Source organism: Methylobacterium sp. 1973 (assembly GCF_040545035.1).
In the GTDB taxonomy this organism is placed as follows: Bacteria; Pseudomonadota; Alphaproteobacteria; order Rhizobiales; family Beijerinckiaceae; genus Methylobacterium; species Methylobacterium fujisawaense.
In genome coordinates this window covers 483,042-508,047 of the sequence record NZ_JBEPLA010000001.1, presented here as the reverse complement: position 1 = coordinate 508,047, position 25,006 = coordinate 483,042, and the positions used below count along the sequence as shown (strand labels likewise).

The 25,006-nt window shown below is 70.7% G+C and carries 23 protein-coding genes; 14 read left to right on the top strand and 9 right to left on the bottom strand.

Going from position 1 to position 25,006, the window contains the following annotated elements; translation table 11 throughout:
- Positions 1-61 precede the first annotated feature (61 nt).
- Positions 62-964 (bottom strand): PTS fructose transporter subunit IIC, encoded by a 903-nt coding sequence (locus ABIC70_RS02540; RefSeq protein WP_354438785.1) that lies wholly within the window; start codon positions 962-964, stop codon positions 62-64.
- On the opposite strand from ABIC70_RS02540, the gene ABIC70_RS02535 reads away from it, so the two are divergent.
- Both ABIC70_RS02535 and ABIC70_RS02530 read left to right on the top strand, forming a co-directional pair.
- Positions 950-1,585 carry a substrate-binding domain-containing protein gene (locus tag ABIC70_RS02535; RefSeq protein WP_354438783.1) on the top strand — a complete coding sequence of 212 codons (636 nt, stop codon included), beginning with the start codon at positions 950-952 and terminating at the stop codon, positions 1,583-1,585. The genes ABIC70_RS02540 and ABIC70_RS02535 overlap by 15 nt on opposite strands.
- 370 nt (positions 1,586-1,955) lie before the next feature.
- A complete protein-coding gene (locus ABIC70_RS02530) occupies positions 1,956-3,653 on the top strand; it encodes an IlvD/Edd family dehydratase (RefSeq protein ID WP_354438782.1) in 1,698 nt (565 codons plus the stop codon).
- A gap of 60 nt (positions 3,654-3,713) precedes the next feature.
- Here the strand turns inward: ABIC70_RS02530 and ABIC70_RS02525 are convergent, their stop codons facing one another.
- Together ABIC70_RS02525 and ABIC70_RS02520 are read right to left on the bottom strand one after the other, a co-directional pair.
- Entirely contained in the window at positions 3,714-5,126 is a 1,413-nt protein-coding gene (locus tag ABIC70_RS02525) for an FAD-binding oxidoreductase (RefSeq protein ID WP_354438781.1), read from the bottom strand.
- 86 nt (positions 5,127-5,212) lie between these two features.
- On the bottom strand, positions 5,213-5,695 hold the full coding sequence (locus ABIC70_RS02520) for a nucleoside deaminase (RefSeq protein ID WP_043389139.1): 483 nt from the start codon (positions 5,693-5,695) through the stop codon (positions 5,213-5,215).
- Positions 5,696-6,739: 1,044 nt separating this feature from the next.
- On the opposite strand from ABIC70_RS02520, the gene ABIC70_RS02515 reads away from it, so the two are divergent.
- Positions 6,740-7,696, top strand: a complete 957-nt coding sequence (locus tag ABIC70_RS02515; RefSeq protein ID WP_043389137.1) for a putative antibiotic biosynthesis monooxygenase — start codon at positions 6,740-6,742, stop codon at positions 7,694-7,696.
- A gap of 23 nt (positions 7,697-7,719) precedes the next feature.
- Positions 7,720-8,859: a hypothetical protein gene (locus tag ABIC70_RS02510; protein ID WP_354438779.1), complete on the top strand. Its 1,140-nt coding sequence runs from the start codon at positions 7,720-7,722 to the stop codon at positions 8,857-8,859.
- A 97-nt stretch (positions 8,860-8,956) separates the two neighbouring features.
- On the opposite strand, the gene ABIC70_RS02505 is transcribed toward ABIC70_RS02510, so the two are convergent.
- The 3 genes from ABIC70_RS02505 to ABIC70_RS02495 all read right to left on the bottom strand — a co-directional run bounded on the left by ABIC70_RS02505 (position 8,957) and on the right by ABIC70_RS02495 (position 9,959).
- Positions 8,957-9,322 (bottom strand): response regulator, encoded by a 366-nt coding sequence (locus ABIC70_RS02505; protein ID WP_043389132.1) that lies wholly within the window; start codon positions 9,320-9,322, stop codon positions 8,957-8,959.
- Between the two features lie 35 nt (positions 9,323-9,357).
- A complete protein-coding gene (locus tag ABIC70_RS02500; RefSeq protein WP_043389130.1) occupies positions 9,358-9,639 on the bottom strand; it encodes an STAS domain-containing protein in 282 nt (93 codons plus the stop codon).
- Between the two features lie 173 nt (positions 9,640-9,812).
- On the bottom strand, positions 9,813-9,959 hold the full coding sequence (locus ABIC70_RS02495; protein WP_354438778.1) for a hypothetical protein: 147 nt from the start codon (positions 9,957-9,959) through the stop codon (positions 9,813-9,815).
- 3 nt (positions 9,960-9,962) lie between these two features.
- Between ABIC70_RS02495 and ABIC70_RS02490 the strand changes: the two genes are divergently transcribed.
- From ABIC70_RS02490 to ABIC70_RS02460, 7 genes are all read left to right on the top strand, one after another.
- Positions 9,963-11,183, top strand: a complete 1,221-nt coding sequence (locus tag ABIC70_RS02490) for a methyl-accepting chemotaxis protein (protein WP_354438777.1) — start codon at positions 9,963-9,965, stop codon at positions 11,181-11,183.
- A gap of 542 nt (positions 11,184-11,725) precedes the next feature.
- Positions 11,726-13,804, top strand: a complete 2,079-nt coding sequence (locus ABIC70_RS02485) for a chemotaxis protein CheA (RefSeq protein WP_043760006.1) — start codon at positions 11,726-11,728, stop codon at positions 13,802-13,804.
- On the top strand, positions 13,804-14,289 hold the full coding sequence (locus ABIC70_RS02480; RefSeq protein ID WP_043354088.1) for a chemotaxis protein CheW: 486 nt from the start codon (positions 13,804-13,806) through the stop codon (positions 14,287-14,289). The genes ABIC70_RS02485 and ABIC70_RS02480 overlap by 1 nt, the downstream gene beginning before the upstream one ends.
- A 48-nt stretch (positions 14,290-14,337) precedes the next feature.
- The gene (locus ABIC70_RS02475; RefSeq protein ID WP_043760008.1) at positions 14,338-16,533 is read left to right on the top strand and encodes a HAMP domain-containing methyl-accepting chemotaxis protein; all 2,196 of its coding nucleotides are present in this window, start codon (positions 14,338-14,340) and stop codon (positions 16,531-16,533) included.
- Between the two features lie 125 nt (positions 16,534-16,658).
- Positions 16,659-17,132: a chemotaxis protein CheW gene (locus ABIC70_RS02470; protein ID WP_043354099.1), complete on the top strand. Its 474-nt coding sequence runs from the start codon at positions 16,659-16,661 to the stop codon at positions 17,130-17,132.
- Between the two features lie 14 nt (positions 17,133-17,146).
- Positions 17,147-17,995, top strand: coding sequence for a CheR family methyltransferase (locus tag ABIC70_RS02465; protein WP_043354100.1), 849 nt, complete (start codon positions 17,147-17,149; stop codon positions 17,993-17,995).
- Positions 17,992-19,083: a protein-glutamate methylesterase/protein-glutamine glutaminase gene (locus tag ABIC70_RS02460; RefSeq protein ID WP_043389114.1), complete on the top strand. Its 1,092-nt coding sequence runs from the start codon at positions 17,992-17,994 to the stop codon at positions 19,081-19,083. Before ABIC70_RS02465 ends, ABIC70_RS02460 begins: the two co-directional genes overlap by 4 nt.
- Before the next feature lie 26 nt (positions 19,084-19,109).
- Here ABIC70_RS02460 and ABIC70_RS02455 read toward each other — a convergent pair whose 3' ends face one another.
- From ABIC70_RS02455 to alr, 3 genes are all read right to left on the bottom strand, one after another.
- Positions 19,110-19,475 (bottom strand): hypothetical protein, encoded by a 366-nt coding sequence (locus tag ABIC70_RS02455; RefSeq protein ID WP_287089720.1) that lies wholly within the window; start codon positions 19,473-19,475, stop codon positions 19,110-19,112.
- A gap of 338 nt (positions 19,476-19,813) precedes the next feature.
- Complete coding sequence (locus tag ABIC70_RS02450; protein ID WP_053609641.1) at positions 19,814-21,073, bottom strand: D-amino acid dehydrogenase; 1,260 nt, start codon at positions 21,071-21,073, stop codon at positions 19,814-19,816.
- Between the two features lie 8 nt (positions 21,074-21,081).
- Positions 21,082-22,215, bottom strand: a complete 1,134-nt coding sequence (gene alr, locus ABIC70_RS02445) for an alanine racemase (RefSeq protein WP_354438774.1) — start codon at positions 22,213-22,215, stop codon at positions 21,082-21,084.
- A 148-nt stretch (positions 22,216-22,363) separates the two neighbouring features.
- On the opposite strand from alr, the gene ABIC70_RS02440 reads away from it, so the two are divergent.
- The 3 genes from ABIC70_RS02440 to ABIC70_RS02430 are packed head-to-tail and all read left to right on the top strand — an operon-like array spanning position 22,364 to position 25,000.
- Complete coding sequence (locus ABIC70_RS02440) at positions 22,364-22,813, top strand: Lrp/AsnC family transcriptional regulator (protein WP_043354111.1); 450 nt, start codon at positions 22,364-22,366, stop codon at positions 22,811-22,813.
- A gap of 37 nt (positions 22,814-22,850) precedes the next feature.
- Complete coding sequence (locus ABIC70_RS02435) at positions 22,851-24,092, top strand: amidohydrolase (protein ID WP_274926412.1); 1,242 nt, start codon at positions 22,851-22,853, stop codon at positions 24,090-24,092.
- Positions 24,089-25,000 carry a LysR family transcriptional regulator gene (locus ABIC70_RS02430; protein WP_043354113.1) on the top strand — a complete coding sequence of 304 codons (912 nt, stop codon included), beginning with the start codon at positions 24,089-24,091 and terminating at the stop codon, positions 24,998-25,000. Before ABIC70_RS02435 ends, ABIC70_RS02430 begins: the two co-directional genes overlap by 4 nt.
- Positions 25,001-25,006: the final 6 nt, after the last annotated feature.

Genomic DNA, 25,006 nt, shown 5'->3' with positions numbered 1-25,006 from the left:
TCCCCCCGTGACGCTCTGTGGTGTCCGGGCCCGGTCGTGCGCCGGGCTCCGGATCGGGGCCTCAGCCCGGGCGCTTCTTGATGAGGCCCACCGTGAGCGCGGTGACCAGGGTGCCGGCGGCGAGCGCCAGGACGGCGCCCGGCAGGTTCGTGACGGCGTTCGGGATCGGCAGGACGAACAGGCCGCCATGCGGCACCTTAAGGGTCACGCCGAGGGTGAGCGCCAGGGCGCCCGCCACCGCGGACCCCGCGACCAGAGACGGGATCACCCGGAGGGGGTCGGCCGCCGCGAAGGGGATCGCCCCCTCGGTGATGAAGGCCGCCCCCAGCACGGCGGCGGCGCCGCCGGCCTCGCGCTCGGCTTGCGTGAAGCGGGCCGGGAACAGGCGGGTCGCCAAGGCGAGGCCCAGCGGCGGGGTCATCCCGCCGAGCATCACCGCCGCCATGGGCGCGTCGACGCCGGAGGAGAGCAGGGCCGCCGCCGAGGCGTAGGCGGCCTTGTTGATCGGGCCGCTCATGTCGACCGCCATCATGCCGCTGAGGACGAGCCCGAGCACCAGGGCGCTCGCCCCCTGCATGCCCTTGAGCCAGGTCGTGAGCGCCGACAGCACCGCCGCGACCGGCACGCCGACCACGTAGATCATCAGGAGGTTGGTGATCGTGGTGGCGAGGAGCGGCAGGATCAGGACCGGCTTCAGGCCCTCGAGGTTCCTGGGCAGCCGGATATGCGTGTTGAGGAAGCGGGCGGTGTAGCCGGTGATGAACCCGGCCGCGATGCCGCCGAGGAAGCCGGCCTGGAGATTGGCCGCCAGCATGCCGCCGATCATGCCGGGGGCGATCCCGGGCCGGTCGGCGATCGAGTAGGCGATGTAGCCGGCGAGCGCCGGGACGATCAGGGCGAAGGCCGCCTTGGCGCCGATCTGCCCGAGGGCGTAGCCCAGGGTTCCCGCGTGGTCCGGCGCCATGGCGTCGATTCCGCCGACCGCGGGGGGCTCGGCGCGCGCCGGTTCGATTTCCCGGTGGTGCTGATCGACCGGGCCGGACCGCCGGGGGCCTACGACAGCGTCGTCCTCGACAACGTGGCGGCCTGCGCGACCCTCGTCGATCATCTGGCGGCCCAGGGCTACGGGCGGATCGGCGGCCTGTTTGGCTCGACGAGTTCGACCGCGCAGGAGCGCCGTGCCGGCTATCTGGAGGCGATGGGGCGGCACGGCTTGGCGCCGCAGATCCGCAGCGTGCCCCCGAACGCGGCCGCGGCGATGGCGGAGGCCACGCGCTGGTTCCAGGAGCCCGACAGGCCGGAGGCGCTCGTGGTCTCGAACGGGCTCATCCTGATGGGGGCCGTGCGGGCGGCCCGTGCCCTGAATCTCGCGCTCCCGCGGGATCTCGCGCTCGCCGGCTTCGACAACGAGCCGTGGACCGAACTCGCCGAACCGGGCCTCACCGTGATCGAGCAACCGGTCGCCGAGATCGGCACCCAGGCGATGCGCCTGTTGTTCGAGCGGATCGAGAGGCCGGATCAGCCGGTCCGGCGCGTGGTCCTCAGCGGCTGTCTCGTCCCGCGCGGTTCGACTGGGACACGGTGACGGTCTGCCTATGCGCGCGCGGCGCCGCGGATCGGGGTGTCTGCCGGGCGGAACACGCCACCGGTTCCGGCCGCGCGGGGCGTTGGGTCGGCGGCCCGCGCCGGGCAGCGCCCGAAGCGGGTCTTCCGGCTACCCAGGGCAAACGCCATGCGGTAGCCTCCCGCCGGGCCCGGTCCGGACGAGCGGTCCCGGTCCACCTGCCGAAGGCTTCGGCGCGCACCTCCGGATGCCGGGCCGCGCCCGGCCGGATCGGCTGCGCGAAGGCTCCGACGGCCGGCACGGTCTCCGGTCGCGAAGGGCATGACCGACAGGGTGCCCGAGGCCCGGGACGACACCGCAGACATCCGCGCCTTCGAAACAGGATCCGACGATGACCGACGAACCGCACGGCCTCGATCGCGGCTTGACCAATTACGGCGACCGCGACTTCGCGCGCTACCTGCGCCGGTCCTTCGCCCGCTCCATGGGCATCTCGGTCGGACTCCTGAACAAGCCGGTGGTCGGCATCGCGATGACGCCGTCGGGCTTCAACAACTGCCACCGGGGCATGCCCGAGCTGGTGGAGGCGGTCTCCCGCGGCGTGCTGGCGGCCGGCGCCCTGCCGCGGCCCTTCCCCACCGTGTCGCTCGGCGAGGTTTTCCTCAACCCGACCAGCATGATGTATCGCAACCTGATGGCCATGGACACCGAGGAGATGATCGGGGCCCAGCCCATGGACGCGGTCGTGCTGATCGGCGGCTGCGACAAGACCGTGCCGGCCCAGCTCATGGGGGCGGCTTCCGCCGACCTGCCGGCGATCCAGCTCGTCACCGGGCCGATGTCCACCGGGCGCCACCGCGGGCAGAGGCTCGGCGCCTGCACGGATTGCCGGGGCTTCTGGGCGAAGTACCGGGCCGGCACCGTCGATGCGGAGGAGATCGCCGAAGTCGAGGGACGGCTCTCGGTCACGCAGGGCACCTGCGCGGTGATGGGCACGGCCTCGACCATGGCGTGCATCGCCGAGGCGCTGGGCCTATCGCTGCCCGGCACCGCGGCGATCCCCGCGGTGCATTCCGACCGGCTGGTGGCCGCCGAGGAGACCGGCCGGGCCGCCGTGCGTCTCATCGAGACGCAGATCCGGCCCTCCCAGGTCATCACCGAGAAGTCGGTGGAGAACGCGATCCGGGTGCTGATGGCGGTCTCGGGCTCGACCAACGCCATCGTGCATCTCACGGCGATCGCCGGGCGGCTCGGCATCCGGGTCTCCCCCGAGCGCTTCAACCAGATCTCGGACGAGACCCCGGTTCTGGTCGATCTGAAGCCCGTGGGTCAGGGGTACATGGAGGATTTCCATGCCGCCGGCGGCATGGGGGCGCTGTTGCGCGAGCTGCGGCCGCTCCTGCACCTCGACACCGTCGATGTGGAGGGCCGCACCCTCGCCGAGCGCCTGGACGAGCCCGCCGGCTGGGTCGACCGCACGGTGATCCGCCCCTTCGCCGAGCCGGTCTCGGCCGTGGGCGGGTTGGTCGCCCTGTCGGGCAGCCTCGCCCCGGACGGAGCGATCTTCAAGCGCGCGGCCGCGACCCCGGCGCTGTTCGAATCCGAGGGTCGGGCGGTGGTGTTCACCGGCCTGGAGGATCTCTCCGCCCGCATCGACGATCCCGACCTCGACGTCGAGCCGGGCGATATCCTCGTGCTGCAGAACGCCGGTCCCCACGCCGCCGGCATGCCGGAGGCCGGGTATCTGCCGATCCCGAAGAAGCTCGCCCGGGCGGGAGTGACGGACATGGTGCGGATCTCCGACGCCCGGATGTCCGGTACGGCGTTCGGCTCGATCGTCCTGCACGTGGCGCCCGAGGCGGCGGTGGGCGGACCGCTGGCGGCGGTGCGCGACGGCGACCGGATCCGCCTGTCGATCCGGGACAGGCGGGTCGACCTGCTGGTCGAGGCCGACGAGATCGCCCGCAGGCTCGCTGACCACCGGCCGCCGCCGGCCCCGGCCCGGGGCTACAAGGCCCTCTACCGCCGCACCGTCACGCAGGCCCCGCACGGCTGCGACTTCGACTTCCTGACGAAGGTCGACGCCTAGGGCCTCGTCCGATCGCGCGGCCGGCCTGCGTCGTCGGGTCGACCGTCGCGACGTCCGATCCTATCCGACCTCTCGACTCGGCTCGGCGGTGAGGCCGTCGAAATAATCGAAGAAGACGCGGTCCGGATCGTACCTGTCCCGCAGGTCGCACAGCCTCCGCCACTTCTCGGGCGTGAAGGCCTGGGCGACGATCTCGGGCTGTTCGACCGTGTTGGTCTCGCCGATGTAGTACCCGACGTTGAACGGTTTCAAGACGGCGGTCACCGCCCGATGCCATTCGGCATTGACGGCGTCGGCATCCGCATCGTGCCACATCGTCCAGGGGCCGCCATAGATCTTGGAGGTGATCGAGCGCGCCATGTCCCGTTGCGGCCCCGGAACATGGGGCCCGCAGAAGATCGTCGTCAGGAACACCGAGATCGCCGAGGGGGCCCGCTGCCAGGCCGGCAGGATGGCCGCCATCACCGCGCCGGGGCAGTGGTCGGAATAGGTGGCTTCGACTCTGGATCGCACGCCCTCCGGGAAAAGCGCGCCGGAGGCATCGAAGAGCTGCTCGAAATCGAGGGGCGCGACCCGGGAACGCGACAGCGGCTCGACCGGCGCATCGTCCAGCGGCTGCAAGGCGCGCCGGGCCGCTTCCGGATCGTCCTCGAAGGCGGTCGCGGTGACCATGCAGACCCAGCCGTTGCTGCCGGCCGCCCTGTCCGCCAGCGCGGGCGGGGGCTGGACGAGGAACAGGGTCAGCTCGACGCTGGGCGAGATCGCCGGTGCGGCCTGCCCCAGCCAGGTGCCGACAGCCGGGGCATCCGCGAGCCGATAGAAGGACTGACTGCCATGAATCGCCTTCGGCAGCGGGTGAAGTTTCAGAAAGTATTTCGTGACGATGCCGAAGAAACCCGAGCCTGCGCCGCGTGCGGCCCAGAAGAAATCCGCGTTCTCGGACTCGCTCGCCCGGATCAGCGCGCCTTCGGCCGTGACGAGTTCGATCGCCTCCAGGCTCTCGGTGCCGTATCCCCAGACCGTGGGGTTCCAGGCCATGCCGCCACCGAGGAAGTAGCCGCTGGCCTTGACCTGCGGACAATGGCCGGTCGGAAAGGCGAGCCCGTGGGCGTTGAGCGCCGTCTGGATCTCGCGATTGCTGAGGATGGGCTGGATGACCGCCCTGCGATGCTCGACATCGATCGAGAGGATCCTGTTGAGGCGTTCGAGGTCGATCAGGATGCCGCCGTTGCGCAGCGTCGGCTGGCACCAGTTGTGGCCGCCGCCGCGGACGACCACCTTGAGGCCATGCGCGCGGGCGAACTTTACGGTGGCGATGATGTCGTCCTCGTCGGCCGCCTTCACGATCATGCGCGGCGCCCGGTCCGGGATCAGCCGGTTCCACAGATTCCCATGAAGGGCGTTCCGGAACTGCGCATCGCCCGCGTCGATGACGGGACCCTTGCAGAGCGTCCTCAGATCCTCAGCATTCATGGCCAAGCCCTGCACGAGCGAGGAACCCGCCCGGACCGATCTGCCTGAGCGGGTGCAAGGTTGCGGGCGGTCGCCCGGCCCGACCCTCAATAGGGGACGCGGTCCGCCTTCTGGGCGTATTTCTTCCACACCTCGACGGCTTCTTCGCGCATGATCTGTTGGGTCGGGATCGAGCGCTCCCCGACATCCTTCTTGAGCTCGGCGTAGATCATGCTGTCGTCGAAGCCGCCGTATTCGAGCGCGTCCTCGACCTGAGCCGCATAGTAGACATTTTTGATCCCGGCCCAATACGCGGCCGCCATGCACATCGGGCAAGGCTCGGCGCTGGTATAGAGCGTCGCGTTCCGCAGCTTGAAGGTACCCTGCGACTTGCAGGCCTTGCGGATGGCCTCGATCTCCCCGTGCCACGTCGGATCGTTCTCGGCGACGACGCGATTGGCGCCCTCCGCGATGATCTCACCGTCTTGGACGATCACGCAGCCGAACACGCCGCCGGCACTGTCGACCAGCGACGTCTTCTCCGACAGCGCGATCGCGCGGGCCATGAACTGTTCGTGTTTTTCGGTCATCGAATCCTCTGCTTCGTCATGTTTTCAGGCCAAGTGCGACTATGATCTGCGGCGATGTTCTTGTCGATGTCCGGGGGTATGATCGTCGATCAACGGATTTGAACTTGGCGCCGTATGATCAAGAATCCTGCCTCGGAGACCGGCATCGCCTTCGGTTCGGGACAGATGGTCTCGTGGGTCGATGAAACGGCGCAGGTTGCGGGGGGGGATCGAGCCGCGCCCGCATCCGCCGCGATGGTTCTCGCAGATCAGGTCGTCCCGCCAAGGCCGTGCGTCCCGTGAAGCGCATGTCCGTTCGCCAATACCGGATGGTCATGATCCGACGACGATCTGACTAGACATGGCACCGCGAGACGCGTCAACGCCGTCAAGACATCCGCCGCAATTGAATTGTAAATATTCACGAATGCAATAAATATCTGAAGCATAGACGATCAGATTCGCCGGGGTCCCGGTTCCTGCAGCAGATCCGAGGCGTTGCAGTCGCGCCGTGGAGTTCGCGAAGTCGGATGGCGCTCGGTCTGAGACGCAGGAACAAGAAAAAATATTTCCGCCTCCGCCTCGTCCGTTTGGCCAGCGCGCCGCCTTTTTGTTGTCGCTCCGTCCCAGACCTGCGGCACGCGAGGCGCCGGCGCGCTGGAAAAGTCCGGCGATTCTGGCTGCGTCCCCGAGATATAACTATCCTTTCGATGTTTTGGTTCAAAGAACGATCTATACCTGTATTGTATTATATTTACAATATTTACATTGGCATTTTCTGCCAAGGCCTTGACTTTAACTGGTGTCGGCTTGCTGATGGGAGCATGCAGAGCGACGCCGCCGGCGGAACGGCGGCTATGCGATGCGAGACCAATCTTCGGCTGTTCCTCCTCGTCTTTTGTGGGCGGAAGGCTTCTTCAAGTCTGCCGCGGTCGCGGTGTGATGGTCCCCGAACCGATGCTTCGATCCGCCCGGCGGTGTGGCTCGGTTTAGCGCCGAGGGCCGCACCCCGCTTCGCACGAGCGGGCGAGGGCAGGGCGTCGTGCAACGGAAGTGCGTCGGTTCATGAGCGGTGCCTCGACGTCCGTCACCATCGTGACGCAGACGACCATCCGGCCGGAGAGCGCCGACGCCTTCGCCCGATGGCAGTCCGACACCCATGCCGTCGTGGCGACCTTTCCGGGCTTCATCGAGCAGCAGCTCATCCCGCCGCGGCCGCCGCTGCAGGTGGATTGGGTCATCCTGCAGCGCTTCAGCGGCCTGGAGCAGGCGCGGGCGTGGCTGGCCTCGCCCGAGCGGCAGGCCCGGATCGAGGGCGCCACGCCCATGCTCGTGGGCCGCGACGACGTCCATATCGTCAAGGACGATGCCAGTGCAGCCCGCACGTCGCCGGTCAGCGCGGTGATCAGCACCCGCGTGAAGCCCGGCCTGGAGGCCGCCTACCTCAAGTGGGAGCAGAAGATCGCCGCCGCCCAGTCGAAGGCGCCCGGCATGCAGGGCTACCGGTTCGAACCGGCCGTGCCGGGGGTGCAGGAGGATTACGTCGCGATCCTGCGCTTCGACGGCGAGGCGAACCTGCAAACCTGGATGGACTCGGCCGAGCGGCGGGCCCTCGTCGCCGAAGCGGCGCCGCTGACCGCGGAATTCCACACGCGGACGGTGCAGAGCGGCTTCGAGCAATGGTTCCGCACCGTCGCCCCCGCCGGAGGCCCGGCGCCCGCGGCGTGGAAGATGAACATGATCGTCGTGTTGACGCTCTACCCCACCGTGTTCCTGTGGGGGGTCCTGGTCGGCACGCCGATCCTCTCCGGGATGCTGAAGCTGGATTTCCCGGTCGCCCTGTTCATCGGCAACGTGTTCAGCGTGCTCCTCACCGCGCAGATGGTGCCCTGGACGGCCCGGCGGCTGGGCTGGTGGCTGTCGCCGGCTCCGGGGCGGCGGGCCCGGGCCAACCTTCAGGGCGCTGCGCTGCTGATCGCCGCCTACGCGATCATGATCCTTGCCTTCTGGAAGCTGTCTTGACCGGGCTCCGGTTGCTATCCCGGATGAGGCCGTTCTCCGCGGCGGGTCTGCTGATCCTGGCCTGCGGATCCGGGCCGGTCGAGCCGGCCCGGGCCGAGCCTTCGCCGGATTCGGCCACGTCCCCGGCTCCGGAGATCGCCGGGGCGGCAGGCGGCACGCGCGTTCCCGGGGCGCGGGCTCCGGCCCGCGCGGAGCGCCAGGAGGCCGGAATTTCCGTGGCGGCCGCCACCGTGATGGCGGCGCCGCCGCCCTCGTACCTCGGCTTCTCCGACACGGTGGTCAGCTACCGCTTCCAGGGCCCGTCGGCGGAGCCCGGGCTCTTCGTGCGGCGTCCCGACGGCACGGCGCAGGGTGGGTTCGCCCCGCGCGAGGTGCCGAAGAACGTCGTCAACGTGTTTCACGCCGACTCATGGGCTTACGGCACCAACCTCATCTCCCTCGACATCCTCACATCCGGCTCCCAGGATCCTGCGGGCGACAAGCGGCGCCCGTTCAAGGATTACGGCGCGACCGAAATCTACCTGATCTATCGCGGCGTCCTGAGCTTTAACAAGATCTTCGATACCGAGACCTTCGCGATTCCGGGCTTCGTCAAGGATGTAGGCCTGTCGTTCGGTGCCGACATCAACACCAAGGACACGTATTTCGACGCCGAGAAGCGGGCCGGCACCTTCGGCCTCAGCTTCGCCTTCGACGTGCCGGCCGGGTTCGTGAACCTGAAGGTCCAGGGCTACAAGGACTTCTCCCGCAACGGCTTTGCGGGGAACGGGCCCACGCCGGGCATTCCCGGGAATGGCGCCGTGCCGGGCTTCGATTACTCGCACTTCCGCAGTGTCGAGTTCAAGTTGACCCCGGAATTCGAGATCACCTACACGATCCCGCTGCCGTTCACCGGGCTGCCGCTGTCCCTGGCCGGCTTCAACACGATCATCCTGCCCAAGGGGCGCTACGGCACGATCAACCAGAACGACACGCAATTAGAGTTCGCCTCACAGACGAACCTTGTCCTGGATGTCGGGCAGTTGCTCGCCGGGACCCCCAACCGGGTCGAGGTCTTCGCCGGGTTCCAGTATTGGCGCAACAAGTTCGGCGCCGACCCGCGGCGCACCATCAACACCGAGGAAAAGGCGCTGATCGCGGGGGTCGCCTATCACCTGAAGTGACGGCGACGCGCGTCCCCGCTCGCGGTGCGGGGGATGGCGCCGACGTCTCGGGGCCGGCGTCCCGGAAGGCCGCGCCGCCGGGACCGGCCCCGCGCCCTCAGGCGCGCACCAGCTTGGACACGACGGCCAGCAGCTGCTCGGGCTTGAACGGCTTGGTGATCCAGCCGGTCGCCCCGGCCGCCTTCGCCTGCTGCTTGATGCCCTCGTCCGATTCCGTGCTCAGGAAGAGGATCGGAACGCCCGTGCAGGCGGGCAACGTCCGCAATTGCTTGATCATCTCCAGCCCGTTCATCACCGGCATGTTGAGATCCGTGATGACGAGGTTGAGGCTGGCGCTCTTGGCTTTCGCCAAGCCTTCGGCGCCATCGCCGGCCTCGATCACCGTGTGGCCGGCCGGGCCGAGGACGACCTTGATCATCTGCCGGATGCTGGGCGAGTCGTCGACGGCGAGGACAGTGGCCATGACAAGGATTCCGTTCTTGTGCCTGAAGCGTGGGCCTAGCGGAGTGCCTGGCCGGGGAGGGCGATCGCAGCGCGTTGGAACGCGCCGCTGACCGCCGGCGGCACATTGGCCAGCGCGATCTCCGTGGCTTGACGCTGTGCCGCCTTGTCCGCCGCGAGCACGATCTGGACGAAGGTGATGTCCGCGCGCTCGACCGCCGCGCAGTCCAGGGTGAGGCGCGTCGCGCCGGCGAGGGCCGCCGCCAAAGCGCCCTGCAGCGACCGGACCGTCCGGATGGTGCAGTCGGATTCGAGCGTGAGGACGGAAGCCTCGGACATGCGGGTTCAGGCCCTCGACGACAGGATTGGGCGCCGCTGCGCCTCTCCGGCGGAGACAACACCGCGGCGGGTAAATTCTTTCTGACCGACGGCAGACCAATCCACCGCTGTTGCCGCCGCCGCCGGACGCTGCACAGCTGGAATTCGATTCAGCATGGAACGGAATTCAAGCGTCAATACAGAAATATGTTGTCTCGCTCTTGCGCTTCATTGCCGGTGATAACGCTTTCTTTAACGGCGATCCTTACTGTCGGGCCGACGCCGTCCATCGGTTTGCGGCTTGACCGGCGCGCGACGGTCGACGCCGAGAGATCCGACATCTGATGTCCTTCCAAGCTGCCCACGACATTCTCAGGCAGGTCCCGGCCCGCTTCCGGCGGGCCGACGGACGGCGCGGATCCGGCGCGGTGTCCGGCTCCGCGCTCGCGCCGCCGGATCGTCCCGAGACGATGGCATCCCCTGCCGCCGATACGTCGCCGGCGCCGCAGATCGAGATCCCGGCCGACCCGGCGGCCGCCACGCGGTCGGCCGATCTGCTGCAGGCCTGGCTCGGCCTCTCGGCGCAGCAGCGGACGCTGCTCGACGCCCTCATCGCCGAGCTCGGGATCGTCTCCGCGGATGTGGAGGCGAATGTCCACGGCCTGTCCAACCGCTTTCAGAACATCGCGGCCTCGACCTGCGAGCAGTCGGAGATCGTGCGCGGCCTCGTCGCCTCGGTTCAGACCGTACGGATCGACGACAAGACCCTGGACCTCGGAGATGTCGCCGCCGGCCTCGGCGAGACGCTCGCCGCGCTGATCGCGCGGATCACGCTGATGTCCTCCCGCGGGACGACCCTCGCGCAGGGGCTGGCGGGGGCGCTCGACGGCCTGTCGTCGGTCGAGGGCAGCGTGGCGGAGATCGAGAAGATCAACCGCCAGACCAACCTGCTTGCCCTGAACGCCAAGATCGAGGCCGCCCGGGCCGGCAGCAGCGGCGCGGCCTTCGCGGTGGTCGCCGACGAGGTGCGCGGCCTCGCCACGACCATCAACGCCCTGTCGGACGTGATCAAGCAGCAGATCGGCACCATGGCGGCCGACCTGCGCAGCAGCCACGCCCTGCTGGGCGACATCGCGGCGATCGACATGTCCGAGGAGAGCCGCACCGCCGAGCTGCGCGTCCGCATGGTGATGCGGGCCCTCGTCGAGCAGAACGCCCAGGTCGCCGGCGTCCTGCGCCAGACCGCCGAGACGACGCAGGCCATCACCGAGGACGTGTCGGCGGCGATCGTGGCGATGCAGTTCCAGGACCGGGCCAAGCAGCGCATCGAGAACGTCGAAGGCCTGCTGCGCGCGGCCGGTGCGGAACTCGGCCGTCTCTCCGGAGCGAGCGCGGGCGACGGCGCGGTGCCGGATTCCGGCGCCGACCCGGCCTGGATCGAGGCGGCGATCGCGCGCTGCACCCTCGGCGAGGTCCGGGCGCGCCTGACGGAGCGACTGCTCGGGGTCGCCCCGGTCGCGCAGCGCCCGGCCGCCGACGATCTGGACGGCATCGACCTGTTCTGAACCCGAGCGCGCCGCCAGGCGCGGTCCGCGGGCAATCCGGTCCGGCCCGGTCGGCGGTTGCGCCGCGGCCGGGGCTTCGGCGTCGGATCTGCCGCGACCGGCCCCACGTCTCATCCCCGTCTCTCCGCCGGCCGCACCCAGCAGGGCCGCGGCCCGCATCCGCATGGGATGCACGACGAGAGCCCGTGCCGGACCGACCGGCGCAGGATGCCGGACACGGCGATCCTGTGATCCACGGCTCACGCGATCTCAGTATCCGATAATCAAATCCTCTGGGCAATGGGCGGATATACTGTCCGTCAGGCATCGAAACCTCGGCGTTAACCGAAAATTTTTAGTCGGATTATATACAACCGGCGAAATCGGGCGGCGGATGATCGTCGTTTCGCGTCGCCGTGAGGGTGCGGCGCGACTCGGCAATCCAGCCGAACGCTTGAGTTCAAAGACATTCGCCCGGTGACAAAGTCGAAGTCTTCGCGTTCGCTCGAAGCCGGGCGGTTCATTCTGCATCTGTGTCTAGCGTGAGCGGGTCCGACCGTCCCATGACTGCTCTCGATCCCGCCGACGTCTTCCGGGCCGAAGCCGCCGAGCTTCTGGCCTGCCTGGAGACGACCCTGCTCGACCTCGGCGACAGGCCCGAGGACCGTGCCCTGATCGACACCGCCTTCCGCGCCCTGCACACCATCAAGGGCTCGGGCGCCATGTTCGGCTTCGAGCAGGTCGCCGCCTTCACCCACGACTTCGAGACCGCCTTCGACCGCGTCCGTCGCGGCGAGGTTCCGGTCGGCCACGACCTCGTCAACGTCTCTCTCTCGGCCAAAGACTATATCCGCGGCCTCATCGAGGAGCCCGAGGCCAGCGCGCCCATCATCGGCGAGGCCATCCTGGCCGAACTCGAGCAGCTCCTCGGCACCACCGGCCGCCCCGCCGCCGCGCCGTTGGCCCCCCATCCGGAGCCGGTCGCCGATCCCATCCCGATGGTGGAGGGCGGCTGGCAGATCGGCATCGCCTTCGCGCCCGACGTGCTGCGCAACGGTACCAATCCCCTGGCGCTCCTCGACGAACTGCGCGACCTCGGCGCCTGCACGATCGTGCCGCGCCTCGACGCGCTGCCCGAACTGCCGGGCCTCGATCCCGAGAGCCTCGCCATCGGCTGGGACGTCACGCTGCGCGCGGCCGTGACCCGCGAGGCGATCGAGGATGTCTTCCTGTTCGTGCGGGACGAGATGACCCTGACCCTGGTCCCGGTCTCGCCGGCGCAGCCGGACGCCGCACCCGAACCGGTCGAGGCCGCGCCCGGGCCGTTTGCGCCGCCGACCGTCACGGCTCCGGCGGCGGGTCTCGCCGCCATCGCCTCCGTCGAAGCCCCACCCGTCGCGCCGCCGGCGATCGCGCCCGCGGCCCCGACCGCTGAGCGGAGCCCGGCGCGGCGGGCCGAGGAGCGGCCGGCCAGCAGCGTGCGGGTCGAGGCGGAGCGGCTCGACGAGCTGATGGACCGGGTCGGCGAGCTGGTCATCGCCCAGGCCCGGCTGAGCCAGCTCGCCGGCCTGAGCGCCGATCCCGGCCTCAAGGGCATCGCGGAGGAGATCGAGCGCCTGTCGGCGCGGCTGCGCGACACCACGATGAGCATCCGCATGGTCGCCATCGGCGCGCTGTTCGGCCGTTTCCGCCGCCTGATCCACGATCTCTCGCGCGATCTCGGCAAGCCGGTGGAGTTCGTCACCGGCGGCGAGGACACCGAACTCGACAAGACCGTGATCGAGCGGCTGGCCGACCCGCTCGTCCACCTGATCCGCAACGCCATCGACCACGGCATCGAGGCGCCCGGGCGCCGGGCCGCCGCCGCCAAGGCCGCGACCGGGCGTATCACGCTGACCGCCGAGCATGTCGGCGCCCAGGTGCTGGTGAGCGTGCGCGACGACGGCGCCGGGCTCGACGCGGCACGCATCCGCGCCAAGGCCGAGGAGAAGGGCCTGTGCGCGCCCGGCGCGGTGCTCACCGACCAGCAGGTCTACCAGTTCCTGTTCGCGCCGGGCTTCTCGACCGCCCAGGAGATCTCGGCCCTGTCGGGGCGCGGGGTCGGCATGGACGTCGTCAAGAAGACGATCGAGAGCCTGCGCGGCACGATCGACATCGCGACCGAGCCGGGGGGCGGCACGACGGTCGCCCTGCGCCTGCCGCTGACGCTGGCGATCATCGAGGGATTGCTGATCCGGGTGGGGGAGGGGCGCTACGTCATCCCCCTGGCGGCGGTGGAGGAATGCGTCGAGCTGCCCGCCGGCGAGCGCGGCGGGCGCGGGCGGGACTTCCTGAACATCCGGGGCGCGCTGGTGCCGTTCCTGCGGCTGCGCAGCCTGTTCGGGGCCGCGGGCGAGCCGGAGCTGCACCAGAAGGTGATCATCGTCGCGGCGGGCGAGGCCCGGGTCGGGCTGGTGGCGGACCAGATCATCGGCAACCACCAGACGGTGATCAAGTCGCTGTCGAAGCTGCACGCGGACGTGGCGACGTTCTCGGGGGCGACGATCCTGGGCGACGGCACGGCGGCGCTGATCATCGATGTCGGCCGGCTGGTGAGCGGCGGCGGCGCCGAGGGCGCGCGCGCGTATCAGGAGGTGGCGTGATGAGCGGCGGCGTGACGAGCGGTTCTCTCGGAACCGGACCGCAGGCGGGGTCGCGGGGCGGCCAGCAGGTGGTGATGTTCCGGATCGGAACGGAGAGCTTCGCGCTGGATGCCGGGATGGTGCGCGAGATCATCGATCCGATCCCGGCGACGCGGGTGGCGGGGGCACGGCCGCATATCGACCGGATCGTGAACGTGCGCGGCAACGTCATCCCCCTGGCCGACATCCGCGAGCGGTTCGGGATGCCGGCGGCGGCGGACAGCCCGGACACGCGCTTCCTGGTGCTGGAGGTTGCGGTGGGGGGCGATCCGGTGGTGGTCGCGCTGGTGGCCGACAAGGTGTTCGCGGTGACGGAGATCGATCCGGCGAGCTGCCAGGCGGTGCCGCCGGTCGGCACGACGTGGCGCCCTGAATACATCCGGTCGATCGTCAAGGCGAGGGATGAATTCATCATCGTCCCCGAACTCGAGCAGATCCTCAACTGAAGTCTTGTGGCTGTCCTGTCCAAGTGTTGCGTGCGTGGGGTGAGTACGATGCGTTTCTCGATCAAGGCCAAGCTCGCAGGCGGCTTCGGCGCCGTCCTGCTCCTGACCGCCGCGGCCGGCGGCGTCGGCTATCAGAAGTTGATGTCTTCCGAGGAGTCGATGAAGTTCGTCATCAGCCGCGCCGAGCTGCAGGCCCTCGTGCTGGACGCGAAGGGCCACGCGATCAATGGCGTCAGCAACGTGCGGGCGGCGGTGATCAGCACCGATGACGCCCAGATGACGGAGTTCAGCAAGCGCGCTGCGGACAACCGCAACGACGCCGTGGCGGGCTTGGCCAAGGCGAAGGGCTACATCGTCGCGGATGAGGGCAAGCGGCTGCTGGATGACCTGTCCGACAAGTACGAGAAGCAGCGCGCCCTGGCCGGGAAGATCATCGATCTGACGAAGCAGAATTCCGGCGTCAGGACCTGGGCCGAGATCAACACGACGGGTCGGCCGGCGACGGCGGCGCTCCGTTCGGAACTCGACACCTTGGCCAAGGGCCGCTCGGGCGAGACATCGGGTGACGACTTGGCCAAGTCTGCGGCCGCCTTCCAGATCCGCATGGAGCGGGCCTGGGGACAGCTTCAATCGGCGACCGGTGCGACGACCCTCGAGGTGCTGGAGCAGCGGGTGAACGCGGCCAAGCAGGTGCGGGATGAGGTCGCGCACGCCATGGACGACCTCCTGCGCGCGAGCGCCGCGCAGGGCATCTCGACCGAGGGGGTGCGCCAGAAATACGCCGCCTGGTCGGCCTCGTTCCAGAAGGCGCTGGCGACCATCGAGACGGGGGCCGCCGTCAAGGCCGCCGACCTCGCCTCCGGCGAATACGCGACGCTGAGCCTCGCGGCGAACCGGGCCTTCGACGCGCTGGCCGAATTCCAGAACCGCCGCATGATCGACGCCGTCGGCAGGGCCAAGGCCGATGCGAGCGAGGGCCAGACGATCCTGCTCGCCACCGTTGCGGCGGCGCTCCTCCTCGGCCTCGGCATCGCCACCTGGCTCGCCTTCTCGATCTCCCGTGGCCTCGGCCGCGCCGTGACCCTCGCCGACGCGGTGGCGATGGGCGACCTGAGCCAGACCGCGAAGGTCACCTCCAACGACGAGCTCGGCGACCTGGTGGGGGCCATGGGCCGCATGACCGAGAACCTGAACGCGACGGCCGCGCTCGCCAACGCCATCGCCCAGGGCGACCTCAGGGTCGAGGCCCGGCCGCTCTCCGACAAGGACACGATGGGCATCGCCCTGCAGACCATGCTGACGAAGCTGCGCGCCGTCGTGGCCGAGGCGAGCGCGGCGGCGAGCAACGTGTCGGCGGGGTCCCAGGAGCTGTCGGCCTCGGCCGAGCAGCTGTCGCAGGGCTCGACCGAGCAGGCGGCCTCGACCGAGGAGGCCTCGGCCTCGATGGAGGAGATGGCCGCCAACGTGAAGCAGAACGCCGAGAACGCCAGCCAGACCGAGACGATCGCCCGGCAATCGGCCCAGGACGCGGAGGCCAGCGGGGTCGCCGTCGGCCGCGCCGTCGAGGCCATGCAGACCATCGCGCAGAAGATCACCATCGTGCAGGAGATCGCCCGCCAGACCGACCTGCTGGCCCTCAACGCCGCCGTCGAGGCGGCCCGGGCCGGCGAGCACGGCCGCGGCTTCGCGGTGGTGGCCAGCGAGGTGCGCAAGCTCGCCGAGCGCAGCCAGGCAGCCGCGGCCGAGATCGGCACGCTGTCGTCCGACACCGTCAAGGCCGCCCAGCAGGCCGGCGACATGCTCGGCAAGCTCGTGCCCGACATCAAGAAGACCGCCAGCCTGGTGGAGGAGATCACCGCCGCCTGCCGCGAGCAGGATGTCGGCTCGGGCCAGATCAATCAGGCGATCCAGCAGCTCGACAAGGTGACCCAGCAGAACGCCAGCGCCTCCGAGCAGGTCTCGGCCACCTCCGAGGAACTGGCCACCCAGGCCGAGAAGCTGCAGGCGACGATCGCCTACTTCCGCATCACCGAGGCGGCCGCACCGGTCGGGCCTCTGGCCGGTGTCGATCAGGCGGTGACGCGGCTGCGCGCGACCGCGACGCGGATGGGCGCGCCCTCGGCGGCGATCCGCTCGCCGAGCCCGAAGCGGGCGGTGGGGCGCAACCCGGCCGCGGCCGGGGGCTTCGCCCTCGACATGGGCGAGGGCGACGCGCAGGACGCCGCCTTCACCCGCGTCGCCTGACACCTCGCCCGACAGGTCATCCGACAGGTCGCCCGACCTGTCGGGCGAGGCCCGGATCCGCGCGGCGCTCGTCCCCGCGCGGATCCCGCCGTCGGCGCGCGTCGCAGTCCATCCGGAGACCCTGCATGTCCAGTGTGTGGCAGTACCTGACCCTCGGTCTCGGCGCCGAGACCTTCGGGATCGACGTCGAGCACGTCCACGAGATCCTGGACTACCGGGTCCCGGCGGCCCTGCCGCAGGCGCCGGCCTTCCTGCTCGGCATGATCGACGTGCGCGGGCAGAGCTACCCGGTGGTGGACCTGCGCACCAAGCTCGGACTGCCGCCCGTGGCGCGCACGCCGGCGACGCGGATCATCCTGCTCAACGTGCCGATGCCGGGCCGGGCGCTGCGGGTCGGGTTCGTGGCCGACCGGGTGATCGAGGTGACGGAACTCGACGGGACCGAGATGGAGGCGGCCCCCGAGGTCGGCGGCCGCTGGAACGCGCGCTACATCGCCGGGATCGGCCGCCGGGGCGAGGCGTTCGTGGTGGTGTTCGACCTCGTCGCGCTCATGGACGGCGACGGGCCCGCGCTCGCCGCGTCGCCCCAGGCCGCCTGAGCGGACCCGGGCCCATGGAGACCGATCCGGGTCACCTGAGCGACCGGCATTTCCGCTCGGTCGCCGACCTCGTCCAGCACCATGCCGGCATCCAGCTGCCGCCGGCCAAGCGCACCATGGTCGAGGGCCGGCTGCGCAAGCGCATGCGCGCCCTCGATCTTCCGACCCTCGAGGCCTATGGCCACCACCTGTTCGAGGCGGGCCATCTCGCGGACGAGTTCCCGCACCTCGTCGACTGCGTGACGACGAACAAGACCGACTTCTTCCGCGAGCCCGCGCATTTCGATCTGCTGCGCACGACGATCGTCCCGCGGCTGGCGGCGCGGGGCGACCGGCCGCTGCTCAAGGTCTGGAGCGCGGCGGCTTCGACCGGGGCGGAGGCCTATACGCTGGCGATGGTCCTGCAGGACATGGCCGCCGACCGGTTCCGCTATGCCATCCTCGGGACCGACATCTCCTCGGAGGTGCTCGACCGCGCCCGGACGGCGATCTACCCGGAGGAGATGCTGGAGGCGGTGCCGCCGGACCTGCGGCGGCGCTACGTGATGGTCGCGCGCGATCCGGCCCGGCGCGAGGGGCGGATCGTGCCCGAGCTGCGCGCCCGGGTGCGGTTCCAGCGGCTCAACCTGATGGACGAAAGCTACCCGATCGACCGGGACGTCGACCTCGTCTTCTGCCGCAACGTGCTGATTTACTTCGACAAGCCGACCCAGAAGGCCGTGGTCGCACGCCTGGCCGGGCACCTGCGCCCCGGCGGATACCTGATCGTCGGCCATTCCGAATCGATGGCGGGCGTCGGCGTGGCGGGCCTCGACCAGATGTCCTCGACCGTCTTCAGCAAGCTGAGGGATTCCGGCCGGTGAATGCGTCGAGACCGATCCGCGTCCTCATCGTCGACGACTCGGCCTCCGTCCGCCAGACCCTGTGCGGCATCCTGGAGACGGCGCCCGACATCGCGGTCCTGGGTACCGCGGCCGATCCGTTCATCGCCGCGCGCCGGATCCAGGAGGAGATCCCGGACGTCATCATCCTCGATCTCGAGATGCCGCGCATGGACGGCCTGACCTTCCTGCGCAAGATCATGGCGCAGAAGCCGCTCCCGGTGATCGTCTGCTCGACCCTGACCGAGGCGGGTTCCCGGATCCTGTTCGAGGTGCTGGAGGCGGGCGCCGTCGACGTGCTGCCGAAGCCGCGGGTCGACACCCGCCAGTTCCTGCTCGAATCCACGGTGCGGGTCTGCGACGCGGTGCGCGCGGCCGCCCGGGCCAAGCTGCGCGGCAGCCGGCCGCCGCGACAGCTCGTCGAAGCGAAGCTCTCGGCCGATGTCGTCCTGCCGCCGCCCGTGCCCGGACGCGTCGTGGTCGAGACCGACCGGATCGTCTGCATCGGCGCGTCGACGGGCGGGACGGAAGCCCTGCGCGACGTGCTCGAGGTGCTGCCCGCCGAGTCCCCCGGCCTCGTCATCGTGCAGCACATGCCGGAGCACTTCACGGCGGCCTTCGCCAAGCGCCTGAACGGGCTCTGCGCGATCACCGTCAAGGAGGCGGAGGACGGCGATCCGGTGCTGCGGGGCCGGGCCCTGATCGCCCCGGGCGGGCGGCACCTCATGGTCGAGCGCCGGGGCGGCAGCTACGCGGTGTCGGTGAAGGACGGTCCGCTTGTCGCGCGCCATCGCCCATCCGTCGATGTGCTGTTCCGGTCGGCCGCCCGGGCGGCGGCCGCGAACGCGCTGGGCATCCTGATGACCGGCATGGGCGACGACGGCGCCAACGGCCTGCTGGAGATGCGCCGGGCCGGGGCGCAGACCGTGGCGCAGGACGAGGCGAGTTGCGTGGTGTTCGGGATGCCCAAGGAGGCGATCGATCGCGGCGCGGCCGCCAAGGTCCTGCCGCTCGAGCAGATGCCCGGGGAGATCCGGCGGTTCGGCCTGACCGTGGCGGGGCCGCGCTGAGGCCGGTGTGACCGCCGGCCTCGGGCTCAGGACTGGTCGCGACGCTCGGACTTCGCCTCGGATCTCGCCCGCCGCGCCCGCGTGCGGCTGTATTGCGGAGGCGATCCGCGCAGCGCCCCGGCGGGAGCAGTCTTCACGGAGCGGGCCGGAGGCGGCCCCATATCCCCGCTGCGGCGCGCACCCGCTTTCGCGCGCTTCGTACTCCGCCCGCTCGACGTTGCGATGCTGCCTGCGCGGATGCCGGCCTCCTGTGTCCGGGCATCCAGCAGGTCCTGAACACCGGGCGGATGATCGGGCACGGGAAACAGGCTGGCCAGCCCGTCGGCGACGCCTCTGAGCACGGCATCCGCCTGCTCTTGATCTTCCCTGCCCTGTACGACGATGAAACTCATCTGCGCACCCGGATCGTTGGTTCAGATCCTAAACTCGACGGGATGCGAAGGGTTGCTCAGGCCGTTGTGAAGTCGTCCGGTGATGTCGGACATCGGCGCTTCATGAACGCGATGTAATCAACTTGCAGTCGTGTCGCGAAGAGTGCCGAATCATTGGGCAGGCCCGTGGCAGGGCTTCGCGACCACTCGCGGCGACCGCTCGCGGCGGCCGCTTCGGCGCCGGCAGGGTCGGGGCCGGCCCGGCGCAGGACGAGGCGAGGCTGTGCCCGTGCGCCACGTCCCCAGGGCGCCGCGTGCCGGCACCGCCGTCACCACGCGGCGCGGAAAGCCCGGCCGGCTCACGCGGCGTAGCGGTCGAGCGCCAGATCGTCGCTCGCGATCTCCGGCGCCCGGCCGGACACGAGGTCGGCGAGCAGGCGGCCCGAGCCGCAGGCCATCGTCCAGCCGAGGGTGCCGTGGCCGGTGTTGGTGAACAGGTTCGCGATCCGCGTGCCCCCGACGATCGGCGTGCCGTCCGGCGTCATCGGCCGCAGGCCGGTCCAGAACGCGGCCCGGGAGAGGTCGCCGCCCGCGGGGAACAGGTCCTGCACCGAGCGCGCGAGGGTCTCGCGGCGCGGCAGGCGCAGGGCGCTGCTGAAACCGGCGAGTTCGGCGGTGCCGCCGACGCGGATGCGGTCGCCGAGCCGGGTGATCGCCACCTTGTAGGTCTCGTCCATCACCGTCGAGACCGGGGCGGCGGCCGCATCGGTGATGGGCAGGGTCAGGGAATAGCCCTTCACCGGGTAGACCGGCAGGGGGATCCCGAGGGGGCGCAGCAGGGCCGGCGTGTAGCTGCCGAGCGCCGCCACGTAGGCCTCCGCCCGCAGGAGCTCACCATCGGCGGTCTCCACCGCCGTTACCCGGTCGCCGGCATGGTGCAGGCGCGCGATCGCCGTCCCGTAGCGGAAGGTGACGCCGAGGCCCTCGCAGATCGCGGCGAGGCGCTGCGTGAACAGGTGCGCGTCGCCGGTCTCGTCGCCCGGCAGCCGCAGGCCGCCGACGAACACGTCCGGCACCGCCGCGAGCGCGGGCTCCGCGGCGATGCAGCCCGCCGGATCCAGAACCGTGTAGGGCACGCCGTAGGCGTCGAGGACGCGGGTGTCGTCGCCGACATGGTCGAGCTGCTTCTGCGTCCGGAAGAGCTGCAGCGTGCCCTTCTCCCGGTGGTCGTAGGCGATGCCCGTCTCGGTGCGCAGGTCGCGCAGCACGTCGCGGCTGTACTCGGCGAGCCGGACCATGCGGCCCTTGTTCCGCCGGTAGGCCTCCTCGGTGCAGTTGGCGAGCATCCGCGTGAGCCAGCCGTAGAGGCGGGGCTCCAGGCGCGGCCAGAGCACCAGGGGGCGGTGCCGCATCATCAGCCACTTGAGCGCCTTCACGGGGATCCCGGGGGCCGCCCAGGGCGCCGCGTAGCCCGGCGAGACCTGGCCGGCATTGGCGAAGCTGGTCTCCAGGCCGGCGCCGGGCTGGCGCTCCAGCACGGTGACCTGATGGCCGGCCCGGGCGAGGTAATAGGCCGAGGTGACGCCGACGACGCCGCCGCCGAGGATGAGGACGTTCATGGCGGGCCTCAGGCTCCGAGATAGACGCGGTGGAAGCGGTGGCCGAGGTTGGTCAGGACCTCGTAGCCGATCGTGCCGGCCGCCGCGGCGACGGCGTCGACGTCGCGCTCCGGCCCGATGATGTCGACGAGCGCCCCCGGCCCGATCGTGCCGGGGGCCAGGTCGGTGACGTCCAGGACGAGGCTGTCCATCGAGACCCGCCCGACCACGGGCAGGCGCGTGCCGCCGAACCAGGCCGCCCCACCGGCGGTGCTGCGGAAGAACCCGTCCGCGTAGCCGATCGCCACGGTGGCGAGGCGGCTGTCCCGGCCGACGGTCGCCGCGTGCCCGTAGCCGACGGGGGTTCCGGCCGGGACGCTGCGCGTCTGCATCACCCGCGCCCGCAGACCGATCACCGGCCGCATCGGATTCGGGGCGTCCGCCTGCGGGGCGATCCCGTAGAGGGCGGCGCCGGGGCGCACCAGGTCGAACCGGAAGTCCGGCCCGAGGAAGATCCCGGAGGAGGCCGCGAGGCTCGCGGGCACGGCCGGCAGGCGCCGCCGGACGACCTCGAAGACGGCGCGTTGCGCCGCGTTGACGGGGCTGTCCAACTCGCCCGCACAGGCGAGGTGGCTCATCACCAGCTGCAGGTCGAGGCCCGCGAGCGCGTCCGGCGCGTCGAGGAGCGCGCAGGCTTCGTCCGGCGCGAAGCCGAACCGGGCCATGCCGGAATCGATCTGGAGGATCGCGGGCAGGCGCCGGTCCAGGCGCCGGGCGAGACCCTGCCAGCCGTCGCGCTGCGACCGGTCATTGAGGACGGGGACGAGGTCGTGGGCCGCGCAGGCCGCCTCGCTGCCCGGGGAGGCGCCGTTGAGCACGGCGATCACGGGGCCGGGGCCGAGGATCGCCCGGAGGGCGACGCCCTCGCCGACCTGCGCCACGAAGAAGTGCCGACAGCCGGCGGCGGCCAGGACCGGCGCCACCCGCTCGGCGCCGAGCCCGTAGGCGTCCGCCTTGACCACCGCCGCGCAGACGGCCGGCCCGGCCTGCAACGCGAGGGCACGGTAATTGTCGGCGATGGCCCCGAGGTCGATCGTCAGGAGCGCGGCTGCCGTGCCTGCGGGACCGGCATCGGGCCGGTGATCGCGATCGATCCTGCTCATGGCGACCCCCGGGGCGGCTCCCTGATGCGCTGCCGCCAAGCTATACGGAGGATCGTCGAACAGGCGTGCGATGTGTCGAAGCGTCTTGCGACGATTGGCGGCTCGTGCAATTTTCTACGGCGATTTCGAAGATCCTTCGTGACCCGCCGTGGACGAGATCGACCGCCGCATCATCCAGGCCCTGCGCGTCGACGGCCGGATCAGCAATGCCGACCTCGCCGCCGCAATCGGCCTGTCCGCCTCCGCCTGCCACCGCCGCGTGCGCCTGCTGGAGGAATCCGGGATCATCCGGGGCTACACGGCGCTGATCGGCGGCGGCGCCGACGCGCCGGGCCTCGTGGTGCTCACGCAGTTCACCCTGGACCGCCAGACCGAGGATTACCTCAACCGCTTCGAGGCGGCCGTCCGGCGCTGTCCCGAGGTGCAGGATTGCTATCTGATGACCGGGACGGCCGATTACCTGGTCAAGCTCAAGGTGGTCGACGCGGCCGATTACGAGCGGCTGCACAAGGATGTCCTGTCGCGTCTCCCCGGCGTGGCCCGGCTGCAATCGAGCTTCGCCATCCGGACCGTCGTGGCGGCGGGCCGGCCCCTCTGATGGCCGCCGCGGATCAGGATGCGAGAGGAGCCCCGGCATGACGTCGAGTCCCGGTTCTGACACGGTAGCCCCCTGCGACCTGCGCCTGCGCGATGTCACGCTCGCCGAAGGCCGCCGGGCGACCATCGACATCCGGGACGGCCGCGTGGCCATCCTGCACGATCCCGGCGCGCCGCTGCCCCCCGCTGCACGCACGATCGACCTCGGCGGCGCCCTGGTGCTGCCGGGCTTGGCGGACGGGCACGTCCACCTCGACAAGTGCCTGCTCGGCCTCGCGTGGCGCCCCCACCGGGCGCAGGGATCCGTCCGCGCGATCATCGCGGACGAGAAGGCCTTCCGCCGGACCACGCGGGTGCCGCTCGCCGCGCAGGGCGCCGAGGCCCTCCTCGAACGCATGCTCCGCGGCGGCACGACGAGCCTGCGGACCCATGTCGACATCGACGACGTCACGCGGCTCGACCACCTCGCCCAGATCCTCGACCTGCGGGCGCGCTGGTCCGACCGGATGCAGATCCAGATCGTCGCCTTCCCGCAGAGCGGGATCCTGGGATGCCCGCCGGTCGCGGATGACCTGGACGAGGCCCTGCGGATGGGCGCCGATCTCGTCGGCGGCCTCGATCCCGTCGGCATCGACGGCGATCGCGACGGTCACCTGGACATCGTCTTCGCCCTGGCCGAGCGTCACGGAAGGGGTATCGACATCCACCTTCACGACGGCGGCGAAGCCGGCCTCGACACGATCGCGGCGATCGCGGCCCGCACGGCGGCGGCCGGCCTCGGCGGGCGGGTCACGATCAGCCACGCCTTCGCCCTCGCGGAAGCCGACGATCTCCAACTCGGCCGGATCGCGGAAGGCCTGAACCGGGCCGGCGTCGCGATCCTCAGCAGCGTGCCGGGCGGGCGCCGGTGCCCGCCGATTCCGCGGCTGCGGGACCTCGGCGTCCCGGTCTGCTTCGGCACCGACAATGTCCGCGACTGCTGGAATCCCGCCACGGTCACCGGCATGGTCGACCGCGCCCAGCTCGCCGCCTACCGGTTCGATCTCCGCACCGACGGAGAGCTCGCCGCGCTGCTCGATCCCGTCACAACCGTCCCGGCGCGGGTTCTGGGGCTGGGCCCGGGCGTGGTGGCGCCGGGGGCCCGGGCCGACCTGGTCGCCTTCCGCGCCGGCAACGTGCCCCAGGTGATCGTCGAGCGCCAGGCGCCCGTGCTCGTCGTGGCGCGGGGGACCGTCGCGGTCGACCGGCACGGTGCGGCCGCCGGAGGCCCGCCGCCGTGAACGACCGCGCCCTGCGCTATCTCCTCGCCGTCGTGCGCGCGGGCTCGGTCCGGGCCGCCGCCGAGGGCCTGAATGTCGCCGCCTCGGCCGTCAGTCGGCAGATCATCGAGCTGGAGGCGCAGGTCGGCGAGACGCTGCTCGAACGCCTGCCCCGGGGCGTGGTCCCCACCGAGGCCGGCCGTCTGGTCGCCGAGCACGCGCAGCGGCAGGCCGACGAGGCGGCGCTCCTCGAGGACCAGCTCAAGCGCCTGCGCGGGGTGCAGCGGGGGACGATCAGCCTGCGCTGCGGCGCTGGCTTCCTGATCGACCTCCTCGACAACGCCCTCGCGGGCTTCGCGCAGGACCATCCGGGCATCGCCTATCAGGTCGAGATCGGCACCACCGACGGCATCCTCGCGGCGATCGCGCGGGGTGAGGCGGATATCGGCCTCGTCTACAATCCGCCCGCGCATCCGGATGTCCGCGGCGTCGTCTCCGCCCGGCAGCCCCTGCTCGCCGTCCTGCCGAAGGGGCACCCCCTCGCCAATGGGTCGGCGCCGGTTCCCCTGCGCAGCTTCGCCACCGAGCCGGCCGCCCTGCTGCCGCCCGACCACGGGGTGCGCCAGCTCCTCGGCCGCGTCGAGGCGGATGGCGGGTTCCGGCTGGTGCCGCGGCTGGAGACGGCGTCCTTCGAGCTGCACCGCCGCTTCGTCATGGCGGCCATGGGGGTGGCCTTCCTGCCCCGCTTCGTGGTCGCGGCCGAATTGCGCGCCGACCTTCTGGACGCGGTGCCGTTGCGCGACGCCATCCTGTCCGAGGCGAGCGCCCACTTGGTCATCCGGGCCGGGCGACGGCTGCCCGAGGGGGCGGCCCGGCTGCTGGGCTGGCTGGCCGACCACATGGTGGCGTTCCGGCCGCCGCCGGCCTGACCGGGA

Coding starts and splice junctions, on each gene's coding strand:
- ABIC70_RS02540 (WP_354438785.1), bottom strand. CDS start 964: ATGGCGCCGGACCACGCGGGAACCCTGGGCTACGCCCTCGGGCAGATC.
- ABIC70_RS02530 (WP_354438782.1), top strand. CDS start 1,956: ATGACCGACGAACCGCACGGCCTCGATCGCGGCTTGACCAATTACGGC.
- ABIC70_RS02525 (WP_354438781.1), bottom strand. CDS start 5,126: ATGAATGCTGAGGATCTGAGGACGCTCTGCAAGGGTCCCGTCATCGAC.
- ABIC70_RS02520 (WP_043389139.1), bottom strand. CDS start 5,695: ATGACCGAAAAACACGAACAGTTCATGGCCCGCGCGATCGCGCTGTCG.
- ABIC70_RS02515 (WP_043389137.1), top strand. CDS start 6,740: ATGAGCGGTGCCTCGACGTCCGTCACCATCGTGACGCAGACGACCATC.
- ABIC70_RS02510 (WP_354438779.1), top strand. CDS start 7,720: ATGAGGCCGTTCTCCGCGGCGGGTCTGCTGATCCTGGCCTGCGGATCC.
- ABIC70_RS02505 (WP_043389132.1), bottom strand. CDS start 9,322: ATGGCCACTGTCCTCGCCGTCGACGACTCGCCCAGCATCCGGCAGATG.
- ABIC70_RS02500 (WP_043389130.1), bottom strand. CDS start 9,639: ATGTCCGAGGCTTCCGTCCTCACGCTCGAATCCGACTGCACCATCCGG.
- ABIC70_RS02495 (WP_354438778.1), bottom strand. CDS start 9,959: ATGTCGGATCTCTCGGCGTCGACCGTCGCGCGCCGGTCAAGCCGCAAA.
- ABIC70_RS02490 (WP_354438777.1), top strand. CDS start 9,963: ATGTCCTTCCAAGCTGCCCACGACATTCTCAGGCAGGTCCCGGCCCGC.
- ABIC70_RS02485 (WP_043760006.1), top strand. CDS start 11,726: ATGACTGCTCTCGATCCCGCCGACGTCTTCCGGGCCGAAGCCGCCGAG.
- ABIC70_RS02480 (WP_043354088.1), top strand. CDS start 13,804: ATGAGCGGCGGCGTGACGAGCGGTTCTCTCGGAACCGGACCGCAGGCG.
- ABIC70_RS02475 (WP_043760008.1), top strand. CDS start 14,338: ATGCGTTTCTCGATCAAGGCCAAGCTCGCAGGCGGCTTCGGCGCCGTC.
- ABIC70_RS02470 (WP_043354099.1), top strand. CDS start 16,659: ATGTCCAGTGTGTGGCAGTACCTGACCCTCGGTCTCGGCGCCGAGACC.
- ABIC70_RS02465 (WP_043354100.1), top strand. CDS start 17,147: ATGGAGACCGATCCGGGTCACCTGAGCGACCGGCATTTCCGCTCGGTC.
- ABIC70_RS02455 (WP_287089720.1), bottom strand. CDS start 19,475: ATGAGTTTCATCGTCGTACAGGGCAGGGAAGATCAAGAGCAGGCGGAT.
- ABIC70_RS02450 (WP_053609641.1), bottom strand. CDS start 21,073: ATGAACGTCCTCATCCTCGGCGGCGGCGTCGTCGGCGTCACCTCGGCC.
- alr (WP_354438774.1), bottom strand. CDS start 22,215: ATGAGCAGGATCGATCGCGATCACCGGCCCGATGCCGGTCCCGCAGGC.
- ABIC70_RS02435 (WP_274926412.1), top strand. CDS start 22,851: ATGACGTCGAGTCCCGGTTCTGACACGGTAGCCCCCTGCGACCTGCGC.